The following is a 14,922-nucleotide window of genomic DNA, read 5'->3' as shown; positions in this document are numbered from 1 at the left end:
CGAGAAGGGAGAGGGACATGCCGCACGGCCGCTGTGTCATCTACTCGTTCGCCGGTGACGAGCAGGAGATGATCGACAAGGCGAAGGCCGGGGTCCTGCCGCTCATGCAGGCCCAGCCCGGCTACCTCGCCTACGGGGTGATGGCCCAGGAGGGGAAGATCATCTCGATGAGCGCCTGGGCGTCGCAGGCGGAGGCCGAGGCCGCCGACGAGGTCGCCCGCCAGTGGGCCAAGGACAACATCGACGCCACGGTGCTGGAGCGCTTCGTGGGTGAGTACGCCTGGCTCGACCTCGGTCAGAAGTAGAGCCGCGGGCTCGGGTCGGCACCCCCGGTCCTCCGAGCCGCACATCCCCGTCGTCCCGGGATGTGCGGCCCGGAGGTGCCGACCCGGGGCTCAGGGGACCAGCACGGCCTTGCCGGCGACCTCGCGGTCCTGCAGCGCGGCGTGCGCGTCCGCCGCCTTCGCGAGCGGGAAGCGTCGCCCCACCACCGGCCGGATCCGGCCCGCCACCGCCTCCCGCAGCATCCGCTCCTGGCGGGCCCGCCGGCCGCCCCCGAACCCGGCGAGCTGCTCCGTCCCCCGCACGTCGATCCCTCGGGAGTGCGCCTCCCCCGGGTCCACCTCGGTCGGCCCGCCCCCCGCGACGCCGTAGTTGGAGTAGCGTCCGCCCTCGCCGACCAGCCCGAACGCGGCCCGGCCGAGCTCGCCGCCCACGCCGTCCAGCACGACGTCGACCTGGCCGACGCGGCGGCGAACGGCGTCCGCCCAGCCCGGATCGCCGTAGTCGACGGCGAGGTCCGCGCCGAGCGAGCGGGCCAACGCGAGCTTCTCCGCGCCCCGGGCCGCACCGATCACCCGCGCCCCGGTCGAGCGCGCGAGCTGCACGAGCAGGCTGCCCGCCCCGCCGGCCGCCGGCAGGACGAGCACCCGCTCGCCGGGCCGCACGCCGAGGTCGCCGAACAGGGCCAGCGCGGTGCCGCCGTCGTGCAGCAGCACCATCGCCTCGGCCGCGCCGACCCCGTCGGGGACGGGGAGGACGGAGGTCAGGGGCGCGGCGAGCTGCTCGGCGTAGGCACCGTCCTCGACGTCGGCCAGCACGCGGCGCCCCAACCAGACCGGGTCCACGCCCTCGCCCACCGCCCGCACCCGGCCGGCTGCCCCGCGGCCGGGGACGTAGGGGAGCGGGGTCGCGAACCGCGGGCCGGCGGCGCCGCGCCGGATGATCGTGTCGAGGGTCAGCACGCCGGCGGCCTCGACCTCCACCACGACCTCGCCCGGCCCCGCGACCGGGTCGGGCACATCCACCGGCCGCAGTACCTCGGGCCCGCCGAACTCGTCCACCCTGATGACCAGCACGTCTCCTCCTCGGGTCGTCGCCGACCCACCCTCGGAGGTGAAGTGCGGTTGAGGTCAAGGGGTCAGACCGCGGTCGCCTTCTCCCGGTCCAGGACCTCGACCGTCGTCTCCTCCGGCGCGAGGTTGGTGAACAGCCCGTAGTGCATCGCGGGGTTGGCGAGCACCGCCTCGTGGATCGGGACCGCGGTGCGCGGGGTCATGGCGCGCAGGTAGTCCACGGCGTCGCCGGCCTTGAGCCAGGGCGCGCCCGTCGGCAGCAGCAGGGTGGCGACGGGGTCGCGGCCCTCGGGCAGCCGGACGTAGGCGTCGCCGGGGTGCAGGAGGGTGTCGTCGACCAGGTAGCCGTTGTTCCGGATGATCGGGATGTCCCGGTGGATCTCCGCGTGGTCGCCGTTCCCGACCACCTCGATCCGAGCACCGGCGACCTCGAGCACCGCGCCCGGGGCGGTGGTCTCGTACTCCGGGCCGTCGAGCTGCTCGGCGGTGCCGTCGTCGACGATCAGCCGGGCGTCCGGGTTGGCGCGCAGGAGCACGGTGAGCCGGTCGGCGTCGAGGTGGTCGAAGTGCTGGTGGGTCACCAGGACGGCGTCGAGGCCGGTCAGGGCCTCGAAGCCGGTCGAGAAGGCGCCCGGGTCGAACAGCAGGCGGGCGGAACCGGTGTCGACGAGCACGCAGGCGTGGCCGTAGTGCGTGAGCTGCATGCCCCCACCCTGCTCCGGTGCGCGGCGCCCGGCACGTGGGGGCCGCGTGTCACCAGCCTCACCCGGGCGGGGCGCCGTCGTCGTCGCAGTTCACCGTACGCTTGACGGCGTGGCGAGAGTGGTCGTGGACGTGATGCCCAAGCCCGAGATCCTGGACGTGCAGGGCCAGGCGGTCTCCCGCGCGCTCACCCGGATCGGCGTGTCCGGCATCGAGGTGCGGCAGGGCAAGCACTTCGAGCTCGAGGTCGACGACTCGGTCGACGACGAGACCCTGCACCGCATCGCCGGCGACCTGCTGGCCAACCCGGTGATCGAGGACTGGACGGTGACGCGGGTATGAGCACGCGCATCGGGGTCATCACCTTCCCCGGCACGCTCGACGACGTCGACGCCTCGCGCGCGGTCCGCTACGCGGGCGCCGAGCCCGTCGCCCTCTGGCACGGCGACCACGACCTGCAGGAGGTCGACGCGGTCGTCGTCCCCGGCGGCTTCTCCTACGGCGACTACCTTCGTGCCGGCGCCATCGCGAGCCTCGCGCCGATCATGCGCGAGGTCGTCGAGGGCGCGGCGAAGGGCCTGCCGGTCCTCGGCATCTGCAACGGCTTCCAGATCCTCTGCGAGGCCGGGCTGCTGCCGGGCGCGCTGACCCGCAACGAGAAGCTGCACTTCGTCTGCCGGGACCAGAAGCTCCGCGTCGAGAACGCCGACACCGCCTGGACCAGCGGTTTCACCCACGGCGAGGAGATCCTCGTCCCGGTGAAGAACGCCGAGGGCCGCTTCGTGGCCGCGCCGGACACACTGAAGGCCCTGGAGGCCGAGGGCCGCGTCGTCTTCCGCTACGTCGGCGGCAACCCCAACGGCTCCGCGGCGGAGATCGCGGGCGTGACCTCCGAGAACGGCCGGGTCGTGGGTCTCATGCCGCACCCGGAGCACGCGATCGACCTGCTCACCGGGCCCTCCGAGCAGGGCCTGGGTCTGTTCACCTCGGTCCTGGGCACGCTCGCGGGTGCTCCCGCAGCCTGAGATCGACTGCGTCCCATTAGGCTGGCGGTCCGCTCCACCGACCGAGAGGCCGTTCGTGACCCGACCCCTGCCCGGTGCGGCCAGCCACCGGGTCCTGCTGGTCGAGGACGACCCGGGCGACGTCTTCCTCGTGCAGGAGCTGCTCGCCGAGGTCGACCCGTCCGTGCGGGTCACCGTCGCCGAGTCGGTGCGCGCGGTCGTCGAGCGGAACCTGCTGCCGGCCACGGACTGCGTGCTCCTGGACCTGAACCTGCCCGGCGTCAGCGGGCTCGACGGGCTGCGCGAGGTGCTGCAGGCAGACCCGTCCGCGGCCGTCTGCGTGCTCACCGGGCTCGACGACGAGCACCTCGGCATCGCCGCGGTCGGGGTCGGCGCCCAGGACTACCTGGTCAAGAACAAGGCCGACGGGGCCGTGCTGATCCGCGCGATCCGCTACGCCGTCGAGCGCCGGCGGGCCGAGGCCAGCATGGTCCGGCTCCGCGAGGAGCAGCTCGTGGCCGCGGAGTCGGTGCGGCTCGAGCGCGGCCTGCTGCCGTCGCTGCTGCTCGACGGCAGCTCCGTGCACGGCCGCTCCTTCTACCGTTCCGGCCGCACCCGCGCGGTGATCGGCGGGGATTTCTTCGACGCCGTCCGCGGGCCGTCGGGCACGGTGCACGCGATCATCGGGGACGTGTCCGGCCACGGTCCGGACGAGGCCGCGCTCGGCGCCCTGCTCCGGGTGTCCTGGCGGGCCCTGGTACTGGCCGGGGTCGACGAGCCGCAGGTCCTGCCCAAGCTGCAGGAGGTGCTGGTCAGCGAGCGGCACGAGCGCACGCTGTTCACCACGGTCTGCACCCTCACGGTCGACCCGGCCCCCGAGGGCGGCGACCGCGTGCTGCTCCGCTCGGCCGGCCATCCGCCGCCCGTGTCCCTGCGCCCCGGCCCGGTCTCGCTGCGGCCGCGCGTCGGCGTGCCGCTCGGCGTGCTGCGGGACGCGAAGTGGGAGCCCGAGATCCTCGAGCTGTCCCCGGGGTGGGCGTTGCTGCTGTTCACGGACGGGCTGATCGAGGGCCGCGGCGCGCGCCCCGACGAGCTGCTCTGGGAGGAGGGCCTGATCGACGTGCTCGGGAAGGAGCGGGACACCCCGATGTCCGAGCTCCCGGGCAGGCTCGTCGAGCACGTCGAGCGGATCAACGGCGGCCCGCTCGCCGACGACGTCGCCATGCTGCTGCTCACGGATCTCGCGGAGGACGAGTGACCGCTCCCGCCGCCCCCCGCCGCCGCGGCCCGGTCCGGTTGCGCCTCGATCCCGCCACGATGGAGGACGCGCAGCAGCGCTGGACGCTGCGCCGGTGGTTCACCGTCGGCGCCACGGTCCTCGGCGTGCTCTCGGTGCTCGCCGTCGTGCTCGGGGCCTGGTCCGTCGTCCGGATCGCCGACGCACGCACCGCGCTCTACGACGAGGTCGCCCCGGCCGTCACGGCGAGCCAGAACCTGTCGTCGGCGGTGCTCGACCAGGAGACCGGGGTGCGCGGGTTCACCATCCTCGCCAGCGACGTGTTCCTCGCGCCGTACGTGAACGGCCGGCAGGCCGAGGCGGCCGCCGTCGCCGCGCTGCAGCCACTGGACCGGTCCTTTCCGGGCGCGCGCCTCGCGGCGAACCTGCAGGAGCTCGAGGCCGCCGCGGACACGTGGCGCCGCGACTACGCCGAGCCCACCGTCGCGGCCGCCCGGGCCGGCACGCCGACGCCGGACGCCGAGGAGGGCCGGTTGCTCTTCGATCGCGTCCGCACGGCCTCGGCCACGCTGATCGACGACCTGCAGACCGAGCGGCTCGCGGCCCGCCAGCGGCTGGACTCGGCGATCACCTTCCTCGCCGTCGTCGGGATCACGATCACAGTGGTGGCCGCGGTCTTCCTGGTGCTCGCCTCGATCGGGCTGCGCGAGGTCATCCTGAGCCCGATCCGCCGGCTCGCGGCGCAGACCCGCCAGGTCGTCGAGGGCTCCGTCGGGACCCGGGTGCTCGGCAGCGGCCCCCGCGAGCTCGTGGAGCTCGGGGCGGACGTCGAGGCGATGCGCTCCCACATCCAGCGCGAGGTCGACGAGCTGCAGGAGGCCAACGCCCAGCTCGACGACCGCACCCGCGACCTCGAGCGCTCCAACCGGGACCTGGAGCAGTTCGCCTACGTCGCCAGCCACGACCTGCAGGAACCGCTGCGCAAGGTCTCGAGCTTCTGCCAGCTGCTGCAGCGGCGCTACGGCGGCAAGCTCGACGAGCGGGCCGACCAGTACATCGAGTTCGCCGTCGACGGTGCGCAGCGCATGCAGCGGCTGATCAACGACCTGCTCGCCTTCTCCCGGGTCGGCCGCACCACCACCGGCTTCGAACCCGTCGACCTGGCCAAGGCCGCCGATGCCGCCGTGGCGCAGCTGGCCTCGGCCGTGGAGGAGACCGGCGGCGAGGTGGTGATCCCCGAGGGGCTGCCGACCGTGCCCGGCGACCCCGGGCTCGTCCAGCAGCTGCTCATGAACCTGATCGGCAACGGGCTCAAGTTCCACCGCGAGAACGTGCCGCCGGTCGTCCGCCTCGGTGCCGTGCGGCGCGGCGAGGAGTGGGAGATCTCGGTGTCGGACAACGGCATCGGCATCGAGCCCGAGTTCGCCGACAAGATCTTCGTGATCTTCCAGCGGCTGCACGGCCGGGACGTCTACGCCGGCACCGGCATCGGGCTGGCCCTCGCCAAGAAGATCGTCGAGTTCCACGGCGGCCGCATCTGGGTCGACCACGGCGAGTCCGACGAGCCCGGCACGACCATCCGCCTGACGCTGCCGGTGTCCCCGGCCACCCCGCCCCCCGCCGACCCGGCCCTCGCCGGCGCGATCCCGAGCAAGGAGTCCTCGTCGTGACCGAAGCCCTCACCGATCCCGCCCGCATCGTCAACGTCCTGCTGGTGGAGGACGACCCGGGCGACGTCCTCATGACCCGCGAGGCGTTCGAGGAGCACCTGCACAACCGGCTCGACGTCGTCACCGACGGCGCCGCAGCGTTGGCCTACCTGCGCAACGAGGCGCCCTACGAGGACAGCCCGCGGCCGGACCTGATCCTGCTCGACCTCAACCTGCCGCGGCGCGACGGGCGGGAGGTGCTCGCCGAGGTCAAGGCGGACGAGCAGCTGCGCTCGATCCCGGTCATCGTGCTCACCACGTCGCAGGCGGAGGAGGACGTGCTGCGCAGCTACCAGCTGCACGCCAACGCCTACGTGACCAAGCCGGTGGACTTCGACGGGTTCATCGAGGCCATCAAGCAGATCGACCACTTCTTCGTCAGCGTGGTCAAGCTGCCGGGCAGCTGACGAAGCCGGTCAGAGCATCGCGTCGATCTCGGCGCGGTGGTACTTGAGCGGCGTGGTCGGGAAGCCGAACTCGTCCTTGTGCAGCGACGCCGAGCCGCACCAGCCGCAGCGGCCTGCGGCGTCGATCACCGCGCGCCCCTCGAGCTCCGCGCGCCGGTCGGTCGCCCCGCTGCTCCGCCCGAGCGTGACCGGCGCGCCGGCGGCCAGCGCCGGCGGCTGCCTGCGGGCCTTCACCTGCTTGTAGATCCAGTACGCCCCCACCGGGATCGCGACGATCAGGGCGATCCCCAGAATCCACTGCACCAGCCCGACGGCCACGCTGATCGCGATCCCCGCCAGCACCAGCACCCCGACGATCTGCGCGACCCGCAGCACGACCTTGGACACGACCGGCCTCCTCCCGCACCCGCCCCCCGTGACCGACGTTACCGGGATCCGGCCGCGGGGGACTGGGCCGAACGGCCGGTGCCCCGGGCCCGGGCTCACCGCGCGAGGGCGGCGGCCCTTGCCTGCTACTCCGCGACCGGACGACGCGCGTTACGGCCGCGGGTGACGGACGGCTCGCGGAAGTGGTCTCCCGCGGCGTTTACGCTGGTACCCGTGACCGAGCTCGACGCCCGTACCGTCACCGACACCGTTTCCCACGCCGCCGACACGCCGGACCAGCCGCAGCCGTGGCGCGAGCTCGGGCTCAAGGAGGACGAGTACGCCCGCATCCGGGAGATCCTGGGCCGCCGGCCCACGGACGCCGAGCTGGCGATGTACTCGGTGATGTGGAGCGAGCACTGCTCCTACAAGTCCTCGAAGGTCCACCTGCGCTACTTCGGCGAGACCACGACGGCCGCCATGAAGGAGAAGATGCTCGCCGGCATCGGCGAGAACGCCGGCGTGGTGGACATCGGGGACGGCTGGGCCGTCACCTTCAAGGTCGAGTCGCACAACCACCCGTCGTACGTCGAGCCCTACCAGGGCGCGGCGACCGGCGTGGGCGGGATCGTCCGGGACATCATGGCGATGGGCGCGCGGCCGATCGCGGTCGGCGACCCGCTGCGCTTCGGCCCGGCCGACGCCCCGGACACCGCGCGGGTGCTGCCCGGTGTGGTCGCCGGCGTCGGCGGCTACGGCAACTGCCTGGGCCTGCCCAACGTCGGCGGCGAGGTCGTCTTCGACGCCAGCTACGCCGGCAACCCGCTGGTCAACGCCCTGTGCGTCGGCGCGATGCGCACCGAGGACCTGCACCTGGCCTTCGCCTCCGGCACCGGCAACAAGATCATCCTGTTCGGGGCGCGGACCGGGCTCGACGGCATCGGCGGCGTCTCGGTGCTGGCCAGCGAGACCTTCGGCGAGGGCACCGGCCGCAAGAAGCTGCCGAGCGTCCAGGTGGGCGACCCGTTCACCGAGAAGGTCCTCATCGAGTGCTGCCTGGAGCTGTTCCACGCCGGCCTGGTCGTGGGCATCCAGGACCTCGGCGGCGCCGGCCTCTCCTGCGCCACCTCCGAGCTGGCCAGCGCGGGCGACGGCGGCATGCACATCGACCTCGACGCCGTCCCGCTGCGCGCCACCGGCATGACCCCCGCCGAGATCCTCTCCAGCGAGTCGCAGGAGCGGATGTGCGCGGTCGTGGCGCCGGAGAACGTCGAGGCGTTCATGGCCGTCTGCCGCAAGTGGGACACGATCGCCACCGTGATCGGCGAGGTCACCGACGGGGACCGGCTGGTCATCGACTTCCACGGCGAGACCGTCGTCGACGTGCCGCCGCGCACCGTCGCGCACGACGGCCCCGTCTACGAGCGGCCGGTCCTGCGGGGCAAGGGCCAGGACGAGCTGGTCGCGAACTCGCCGGCGGCGCTGCCCCGGCCGAGCGCGCCGTCCGAGCTGCGCGCCGAGATCCTGCGCCTGGCCGCGTCGCCGAACCTGTGCAGCCGTGCGTGGGTCACCGACCAGTACGACCGGTACGTCCGCGGCAACACCGCCGCCGCGCAGCCCGCCGACGCCGGTGTGGTCCGGGTCGACGAGTCCACCGGCCGCGGGATCGCGGTCGCCACCGACTGCAACGCCCGGTTCGCGGCCCTGGACCCCTACGCCGGGGCGCAGCTCGCGCTGGCCGAGGCCTACCGGAACGTCGCGACCTCCGGCTCCGTGCCGCTCGCCGTGACCAACTGCCTGAACTTCGGCTCGCCCGAGGACCCGCACGTCATGTGGCAGTTCTCCGAGGCCGTCCGCGGCCTGGCGGACGGGTGCGCGCAGCTCGGCATCCCCGTGACCGGCGGGAACGTGAGCTTCTACAACCAGACCGGCACGCAGGCGATCCTGCCCACCCCGGTCGTCGGCGTGCTCGGCGTGATCGACGACGTGGCCGCCCGCATCCCGTCCGGCTTCCGCCGTGAGGGCGACGTCGTCGTCCTGCTCGGGTCGACGGCGGACGAGCTGGGCGGCAGCGAGTGGGCACACGTGGTGCACGGGCACCTGGGCGGCGAGCCCCCGGCCGTCGACCTCGCGCACGAGCAGCGGCTCGCGCAGCTGCTGGTCGCGCAGGCCGGCGTGCTGACCGGCAGCCACGACCTGTCCGACGGCGGTCTGGCCCAGGCCCTGCTCGAGGCCGCCCTCGTCGGCGGGCACGGCGCGGCCGTCACGCTGCCGGCGGCGCTCGCGGTCGACCCGTTCGTGGCGCTGTTCTCCGAGAGCACCGGGCGGGTGCTGGTCACGGTCGCCCCCGAGGCGGCCGACGCGTTCCTCGCCGCGGCGGCAGAGGCGGGTGTCCCGGCCGAGCGGGTCGGCACGGTCGGCGCGGCCGAGTCGTCGGGGGCCGAGCTCGCGATCGACGGCGTCGCCGCCCTGCCGCTCGCCGAGCTGCGCGCGGCGTGGGAGGGCACCCTGCCGGCGCTGTTCGAGGCCGACTTCGAGGCCCGGGCGGGCGCCGAGACGCTGTGAGCGAGCCGGATCTCCTCGACGCGTGGCTGGCCGGCGGGGCCACCCCGCCACGGAGCGTGATCAAGGAGGCCGTCAAGGAGTCCCTGGCGGCCCTGGCCGAGCGCGCGCCCGGGCGCAGTGTCGAGGTGCGGATCCCGCCCTACGCGGCGGTCCAGTGCATCGAGGGGCCGCGGCACACCCGCGGCACCCCGCCGAACATCGTCGAGACGGACGCCCGGACCTGGCTCGCGCTCGCCACGGGCCGTCTGAACTGGACGGATGCGGTGGGATCGGGCACGGTGAGCGCCTCGGGGTCACGTGCCCCGGAGGTCGGGGCGCTGCTCCCGCTGCGCTGAGGACCACCGTCCGGGGCTCTCGTCGGGTCCCCGGAATGGGCGACGCCTGCACCGTACTGGTGGCGAAACGGCGTCCCGAGGTCGAAGATTGCCCCGATCGGCACACGGACGGACCCGACGGGCGACGGGAGGTGGCTGCGTGGTGGCAGCGAGTAGCCTCCCGGGCCCCGACGATCTGCCGGCCGGACTGTTGCGGACGGCCGCGGCCGGGGCGATCGGCGGGCTCGGCGGGATCCTCGGCGAGCAGCCGGGGCCCGAGGTCCGCTCGCTCGCGGAGCGCTGGGCCGAGCTGTTGCCGAACGCCGGGATCGAGGACGCCGGCGTGCTCGCGTCGTTGCTCACCCGGTTGGGGGCCGCCCTGCGGGCCGAGCCCTTCTGGCCGCTGGCCGTGCGCGGGATCGGGTCGGACCTGGCCGCGTCGGGCTTCTGCGGGGACCGCGCCGGCCTGGTCGGCGCCGCACCGGAGGACGTCCTGCCCGGCACGATCCGGCTGTTGCGCGAGGCCGTGCCGGGCGCGCTGGGCCTGACCTCGCCGGGGGACCGGCAACGGCTGTCCCTGGCGCTCGACGAGCTGGCCGCCGGGTTCGCCGGGGCCCTGCGGTTCCGCGCCCACCAGGCCCAGGAGGACCTGATGCGGGCCACCCTGCGGGCCCGCCGCAACGTCGAGAAGGCGCTCGCGGAGAGCGAGGCGCACTACCGCACGATCTACACCCAGGGCCCGGTCGGCATCGCCATCGCGACCCTCGACGGTGAGGTCGTCGACCTCAACCCGGCCGCCTGCCGGATGATGGGCATGCTGGAGCGCCCCACCCTGCCGCGCCCGGTCTCCGACTTCATCCACCCGGACGACTACGAGGCCTTCGACGCGGCCTACCGCCGCCTGGTGTCCGGCACGCCGGACACGGTGAGCATCGACGTCCGGTTCGCCGGGCCGACCCGGACGTACGTCTGGGGGCACGTCACCGGCTCGCTGATCCGCGACGACACGGGCCGGCCGAGCCACCTCATCGGCGTGATCGAGGACGTCTCCGAGCGGTACCGGCTGCGCACCCGGCTCGTCGAGGCGTCGTCGCGGGACCGGCTCACCCGGCTGCCGAACCGGGACATCACCGAGGAGGCCGTGCGGCAGGCGTTCGCGGGCTCGGCGGCCCGGGTGGGCCTGTGCGCGATCGACGTCGACGACTTCCGCCGGGTCAACGAGATCCACGGGCACGCCGCGGGGGACGAGCTGCTGGCCGCGCTGGCGGCCCGGCTGCGCACCGCCGCGGGCCCGCACCTGGTCACCCGCACCGGCGGCGACGAGTTCGCCGTGCTGCTCACCGACCCCGAGGGCGTCGGCGAGGTGTGCGCGGTCGCCGACCGGCTGCTCGCGGCCCTCGCCGCGCCGTTCCACGTCGCGGGCCGGTGGATCGGGGTCACGGCGAGCATCGGGATCGCCGAGGGCGGCACGCAGTCCGAGTGCCCGGCCGAGCTGCAGCGCGCGGCGGGTGTGGCGCTGTCCTGGGCGAAGGGTCAGGGCGGCGGCACCCGGGCGGTGTTCGACCCCGAGCGCGACGCCGGCGAGGCCGCCCGGTTCGCGCTGGTCGCGGCCCTGCGCGGCGCCGTCGAGCGGGACCAGTTCCGGCTGGCCTACCAGCCGCTCGTGCGGCTCACGGACCGATCCGTGCGCGGCGTCGAGGCGCTGGTCCGCTGGGAGCACCCGGAACAGGGGCTGCTCGGGCCCGGCCGGTTCATCGAGCTCGCCGAACGCAGCGGGGCGATCGTGCCGCTCGGCCGGTGGGTGCTGGGGGAGGCCTGCCGGGAGGCGGCGTCCTGGCAGGAGGAGCTGGGCGTCGACGCGCCGTACGTGAGCGTCAACGTCTCGCCGGTGCAGCTGCCGGAACCGGGGTTCGTCGAGGAGGTCGTCACCCTGCTGACCGAGACCGGGCTCGCCCCGGACCGGCTGCAGCTCGAGATCACCGAGCAGGCGGTGCTGGGGGACGAGCCCGCCACCATGGACGCGCTGTCCGCGCTGCGGGCCGCGGGCGTGCGGCTCGCGCTCGACGACTTCGGCACCGGCTACTCCAGCCTCGCCTGGCTGCGCCGGCTGCCGGTGCACGCGCTGAAGATCGACGGCTCGTTCATCGACGGCCTCCGGCACGAGAGCCCCGACCCCGTGGACGAGAGCATCGTGGGCTCGCTGGTCGCGATGGCCCACGCGCTGGGCCTCGAGGTCACCGCCGAATGGGTGGAGACGGACGTGCAGGCGGAGCGGCTGCGGCGGCTCGGCTGCGACCTCGGGCAGGGCCGGTGGTTCGGTGACGCCGGTCCCGCCGGATGGGTTCCGGGCCTGCGGCGGCGTACCATCGAGTAGTCGCCACCCCGAGTTCCCCGAGGAGCGAGTGCGTTGAGTTCCAGCCGGAACGAGACCCCCGTCCACGCCGACACCCCCTCCGACACCGCGGACCCCGCGGTCGACGACTCCCCCAAGGAGGAGTGCGGCGTCTTCGGCGTCTGGGCTCCCGGGGAGGACGTCGCCAAGCTGACCTACTACGGCCTCTACGCCCTGCAGCACCGCGGGCAGGAGGCCGCCGGCATCGCCGTCTCGGACGGTCGTCGGATGGTCGTCTTCAAGGACCTGGGGCTGGTCAGCCAGGTCTTCGACGAGCAGACGCTCTCGTCGCTGCGCGGGCACCTGGCCGTCGGCCACTGCCGCTACTCCACCACCGGGTCCACGACCTGGGAGAACGCGCAGCCGGTCTTCCGCACCACCGCCACCGGGAGCGGCCTGGCCCTCGGGCACAACGGCAACCTGGTGAACACCGCGGAGCTGCGCGAGGAGGTCGGCAAGCTCCAGGACAAGGGCCGCGACTCCGGGGTGCAGGCCACCACGGACTCGGACCTGGTCGCCGAGCTGCTCGCCGCCACCGCCGCCGACACCGGCGTCGAGGAGGCCGCGATGCGGCTGCTCCCGCGCGTGCGCGGCGCCTTCTCCTTCGTCTTCGCCGACGAGAACACCCTCTACGCCGCCCGCGACCCGCACGGTGTCCGCCCGCTGGTCCTCGGCCGGCTCGAGCGGGGCTGGGTCGTCGCGAGCGAGACGGCCGCGCTGGACATCGTCGGCGCCTCGATGGTCCGCGAGGTCGAGCCGGGCGAGCTGCTCGCGATCGACGCGGACGGCATGCGGAGCTCGCGCTTCGCCGCGCCGGAGCCCAAGGGCTGCGTCTTCGAGTACGTCTACCTGGCCCGCCCGGACACCTCGATCTCCGGGCGTTCGGTGCACGCCGCGCGCGTCGAGATCGGCCGCCGGCTGGCCCTGGAGGCCCCGGTCGAGGCCGACCTGGTGATCCCGGTCCCCGAGTCCGGCACCCCGGCCGCCATCGGCTACGCCCAGGGCTCGGGCATCCCCTACGGCCAGGGCCTGGTCAAGAACGCCTACGTGGGCCGGACCTTCATCCAGCCGTCGCAGACCATCCGCCAGCTCGGCATCCGGCTCAAGCTCAACCCGCTCCGGGACGTCATCCGCGGAAAGCGCCTGGTCGTGGTGGACGACTCGATCGTCCGCGGCAACACCCAGCGCGCGCTCGTCCGGATGCTGCGCGAGGCCGGGGCGCTCGAGGTGCACGTCCGGATCGCCTCGCCGCCCGTGCGCTGGCCCTGCTTCTACGGCATCGACTTCGCCAGCCGTGCGGAGCTCGTCGCGAGCGGGCTGGACACCGAGGGCGTGCGGCGCTCCATCGGGGCGGACACGCTCGCGTACGTGTCGGTGGACAACATGGTGGCCGCCAGCGAGCAGCCCCGCAGCCGGCTGTGCTGCGCCTGCTTCGACGGCGAGTACCCGATCCCGCTGCCCGAGGAGGCCCGGCTGGGCAAGCACCTCCTCGAGGCCCCGGCGCTCGACGCCGCGGGCGCGGCCTCCGGCGACCCCGGACCGCTGCGGGAGAACGCCCGGGACACCCCGGCACCGCTGTCCGTCGGCTACGGTGCTGCGGAAGCCCTGAACAGGCCCTGAGGCCTGTGCGGCCCGGCCCGCCACCGCGGGCCGGGCGGCCGGGGCGGCGCACACCCGCCGACCCGGCGGACGCGGGTGCCCCCGTGTCCGAGACCTCCCTCCAGGAACGAGAGCCCGACCCATGCCGACCTCCCCGTCGACCCCCGAGCAGGACCCGCACGCCAGCTACGCCGCCGCGGGCGTGGACATCGAGGCGGGTGAGGAGGCCGTCGAGCAGCTCCGGCCGTACGCCGAGAAGGCCACGCGACCGGAGGTGCTGGGCGGGATCGGCGGGTTCGCCGGGCTGTTCGCGCCGAAGCTCGGCAAGTACACCGAGCCGGTGCTGGCCGCGTCCACGGACGGCGTGGGGACCAAGGTCGCGATCGCGCAGGCCATGGACAAGCACGACACCATCGGCCTCGACCTGGTCGCGATGGTGGTCGACGACCTGGTGGTCTGCGGTGCGGAACCGCTGTTCCTGCAGGACTACATCGCCGTCGGCAAGCTGGTGCCCACGCAGGTGGCGACGATCGTCAAGGGCATCGCGGAGGGCTGCCAGCAGGCCGGGTGCGCGCTGCTCGGCGGCGAGACGGCCGAGCACCCGGGCCTGATGGAGGCCGGCGGGTACGACCTGTCGGCCACGGGCGTCGGGATCGTCGAGGCCGAGGCCATGCTGCGGCCCGAGCGGGTCCGCCCCGGGGACGTGCTGGTCGCGATGGAGTCCTCCGGCCTGCACTCCAACGGCTACTCGCTGGCCCGGCACGTGCTGCTCGACATCGCGCGGATGCCGCTCGACGGGCACGTCGAGGAGTTCGGTCACACGCTCGGCGAGGAGCTGCTGATCCCCACCCGCATCTACGCCCGGGACTGCCTGGCGCTGGCCGCGGAGACCGGGGTGCGGACGTTCGCGCACATCACCGGCGGCGGGCTGGCCCGCAACCTCGAGCGCGTGCTGCCCGACGGCCTGGCGGCCGTCGCCGACCGCGGGTCCTGGACGCCGGACCAGGTGTTCAAGCTCATCCAGGGCCGCGGCCGGGTCGAGCGCGGCGAGATGGAGAAGACCTTCAACATGGGCGTCGGCATGGTGGCGGTCCTGCCGCCGGACGACGTCGACCGCGCCCTCGCCGTCCTCACCGCCCGGCACGTGCCGGCCTGGGTGCTCGGCGACGTCCGGCGCGCCGAGGGCGGGGCCTCCGGCGAGGTCGGGTCCCGGGTGCAGCTGGTGGGCGAGCACCCCCGCTTCTGACCCGTGCGCACGAACTGCCGCTCTCG

14 protein-coding genes are annotated in these 14,922 nt (G+C 74.2%); 11 read left to right on the top strand and 3 right to left on the bottom strand.

Going from position 1 to position 14,922, the window contains the following annotated elements; all coding sequences use genetic code 11:
• The first annotated feature begins 17 nt into the window (after positions 1-17).
• Complete coding sequence (locus tag AB0B41_RS12490; protein WP_358202098.1) at positions 18-305, top strand: hypothetical protein; 288 nt, start codon at positions 18-20, stop codon at positions 303-305.
• Positions 306-395: 90 nt separating this feature from the next.
• Here AB0B41_RS12490 and AB0B41_RS12485 read toward each other — a convergent pair whose 3' ends face one another.
• Both AB0B41_RS12485 and AB0B41_RS12480 read right to left on the bottom strand, forming a co-directional pair.
• Positions 396-1,358, bottom strand: a complete 963-nt coding sequence (locus tag AB0B41_RS12485; RefSeq protein ID WP_358202096.1) for a zinc-binding dehydrogenase — start codon at positions 1,356-1,358, stop codon at positions 396-398.
• Positions 1,359-1,420: 62 nt separating this feature from the next.
• Positions 1,421-2,059: an MBL fold metallo-hydrolase gene (locus tag AB0B41_RS12480; RefSeq protein ID WP_358202094.1), complete on the bottom strand. Its 639-nt coding sequence runs from the start codon at positions 2,057-2,059 to the stop codon at positions 1,421-1,423.
• A gap of 109 nt (positions 2,060-2,168) precedes the next feature.
• Between AB0B41_RS12480 and purS the strand changes: the two genes are divergently transcribed.
• The 5 genes from purS to AB0B41_RS12455 are packed head-to-tail and all read left to right on the top strand — an operon-like array spanning position 2,169 to position 6,414.
• Positions 2,169-2,399, top strand: a complete 231-nt coding sequence (gene purS / locus AB0B41_RS12475) for a phosphoribosylformylglycinamidine synthase subunit PurS (RefSeq protein ID WP_037049488.1) — start codon at positions 2,169-2,171, stop codon at positions 2,397-2,399.
• The gene (gene purQ, locus AB0B41_RS12470) at positions 2,396-3,082 is read left to right on the top strand and encodes a phosphoribosylformylglycinamidine synthase subunit PurQ (protein ID WP_358202092.1); all 687 of its coding nucleotides are present in this window, start codon (positions 2,396-2,398) and stop codon (positions 3,080-3,082) included. The genes purS and purQ overlap by 4 nt, the downstream gene beginning before the upstream one ends.
• A gap of 55 nt (positions 3,083-3,137) precedes the next feature.
• A complete protein-coding gene (locus tag AB0B41_RS12465; RefSeq protein ID WP_358202090.1) occupies positions 3,138-4,319 on the top strand; it encodes a SpoIIE family protein phosphatase in 1,182 nt (393 codons plus the stop codon).
• A complete protein-coding gene (locus AB0B41_RS12460) occupies positions 4,316-5,968 on the top strand; it encodes an ATP-binding protein (RefSeq protein ID WP_358202088.1) in 1,653 nt (550 codons plus the stop codon). Before AB0B41_RS12465 ends, AB0B41_RS12460 begins: the two co-directional genes overlap by 4 nt.
• Positions 5,965-6,414 (top strand): response regulator, encoded by a 450-nt coding sequence (locus AB0B41_RS12455; RefSeq protein WP_358202086.1) that lies wholly within the window; start codon positions 5,965-5,967, stop codon positions 6,412-6,414. The genes AB0B41_RS12460 and AB0B41_RS12455 overlap by 4 nt, the downstream gene beginning before the upstream one ends.
• A 9-nt stretch (positions 6,415-6,423) precedes the next feature.
• Here the strand turns inward: AB0B41_RS12455 and AB0B41_RS12450 are convergent, their stop codons facing one another.
• Entirely contained in the window at positions 6,424-6,801 is a 378-nt protein-coding gene (locus tag AB0B41_RS12450) for a hypothetical protein (protein WP_358202084.1), read from the bottom strand.
• A gap of 213 nt (positions 6,802-7,014) precedes the next feature.
• Between AB0B41_RS12450 and purL the strand changes: the two genes are divergently transcribed.
• From purL to purM, 5 genes are all read left to right on the top strand, one after another.
• The gene (purL, locus tag AB0B41_RS12445) at positions 7,015-9,345 is read left to right on the top strand and encodes a phosphoribosylformylglycinamidine synthase subunit PurL (protein WP_358202082.1); all 2,331 of its coding nucleotides are present in this window, start codon (positions 7,015-7,017) and stop codon (positions 9,343-9,345) included.
• Positions 9,342-9,680 (top strand): sterol carrier family protein, encoded by a 339-nt coding sequence (locus tag AB0B41_RS12440; RefSeq protein WP_358202080.1) that lies wholly within the window; start codon positions 9,342-9,344, stop codon positions 9,678-9,680. The genes purL and AB0B41_RS12440 overlap by 4 nt, the downstream gene beginning before the upstream one ends.
• Before the next feature lie 142 nt (positions 9,681-9,822).
• Complete coding sequence (locus AB0B41_RS12435; RefSeq protein ID WP_358202078.1) at positions 9,823-12,033, top strand: EAL domain-containing protein; 2,211 nt, start codon at positions 9,823-9,825, stop codon at positions 12,031-12,033.
• Between the two features lie 33 nt (positions 12,034-12,066).
• Positions 12,067-13,671, top strand: coding sequence for an amidophosphoribosyltransferase (gene purF, locus AB0B41_RS12430; protein ID WP_358202076.1), 1,605 nt, complete (start codon positions 12,067-12,069; stop codon positions 13,669-13,671).
• A gap of 121 nt (positions 13,672-13,792) precedes the next feature.
• Positions 13,793-14,896 (top strand): phosphoribosylformylglycinamidine cyclo-ligase, encoded by a 1,104-nt coding sequence (gene purM / locus AB0B41_RS12425; RefSeq protein WP_358202074.1) that lies wholly within the window; start codon positions 13,793-13,795, stop codon positions 14,894-14,896.
• Positions 14,897-14,922 lie beyond the last annotated feature (26 nt).

This window comes from Pseudonocardia sp. NPDC049154, assembly GCF_040648315.1.
Classification (GTDB): Bacteria; Actinomycetota; Actinomycetes; order Mycobacteriales; family Pseudonocardiaceae; genus Pseudonocardia.
Note: the sequence above shows the minus strand (reverse complement) of the source record. Positions and strands in the feature narration are given on the sequence as shown.

Excerpts from the sequence above, each read along its gene's own strand:
- AB0B41_RS12490 (WP_358202098.1), top strand. The coding sequence starts at position 18 with ATGCCGCACGGCCGCTGTGTCATCTACTCGTTCGCCGGTGACGAGCAG.
- AB0B41_RS12480 (WP_358202094.1), bottom strand. The coding sequence starts at position 2,059 with ATGCAGCTCACGCACTACGGCCACGCCTGCGTGCTCGTCGACACCGGT.
- purQ (WP_358202092.1), top strand. The coding sequence starts at position 2,396 with ATGAGCACGCGCATCGGGGTCATCACCTTCCCCGGCACGCTCGACGAC.
- purM (WP_358202074.1), top strand. The coding sequence starts at position 13,793 with ATGCCGACCTCCCCGTCGACCCCCGAGCAGGACCCGCACGCCAGCTAC.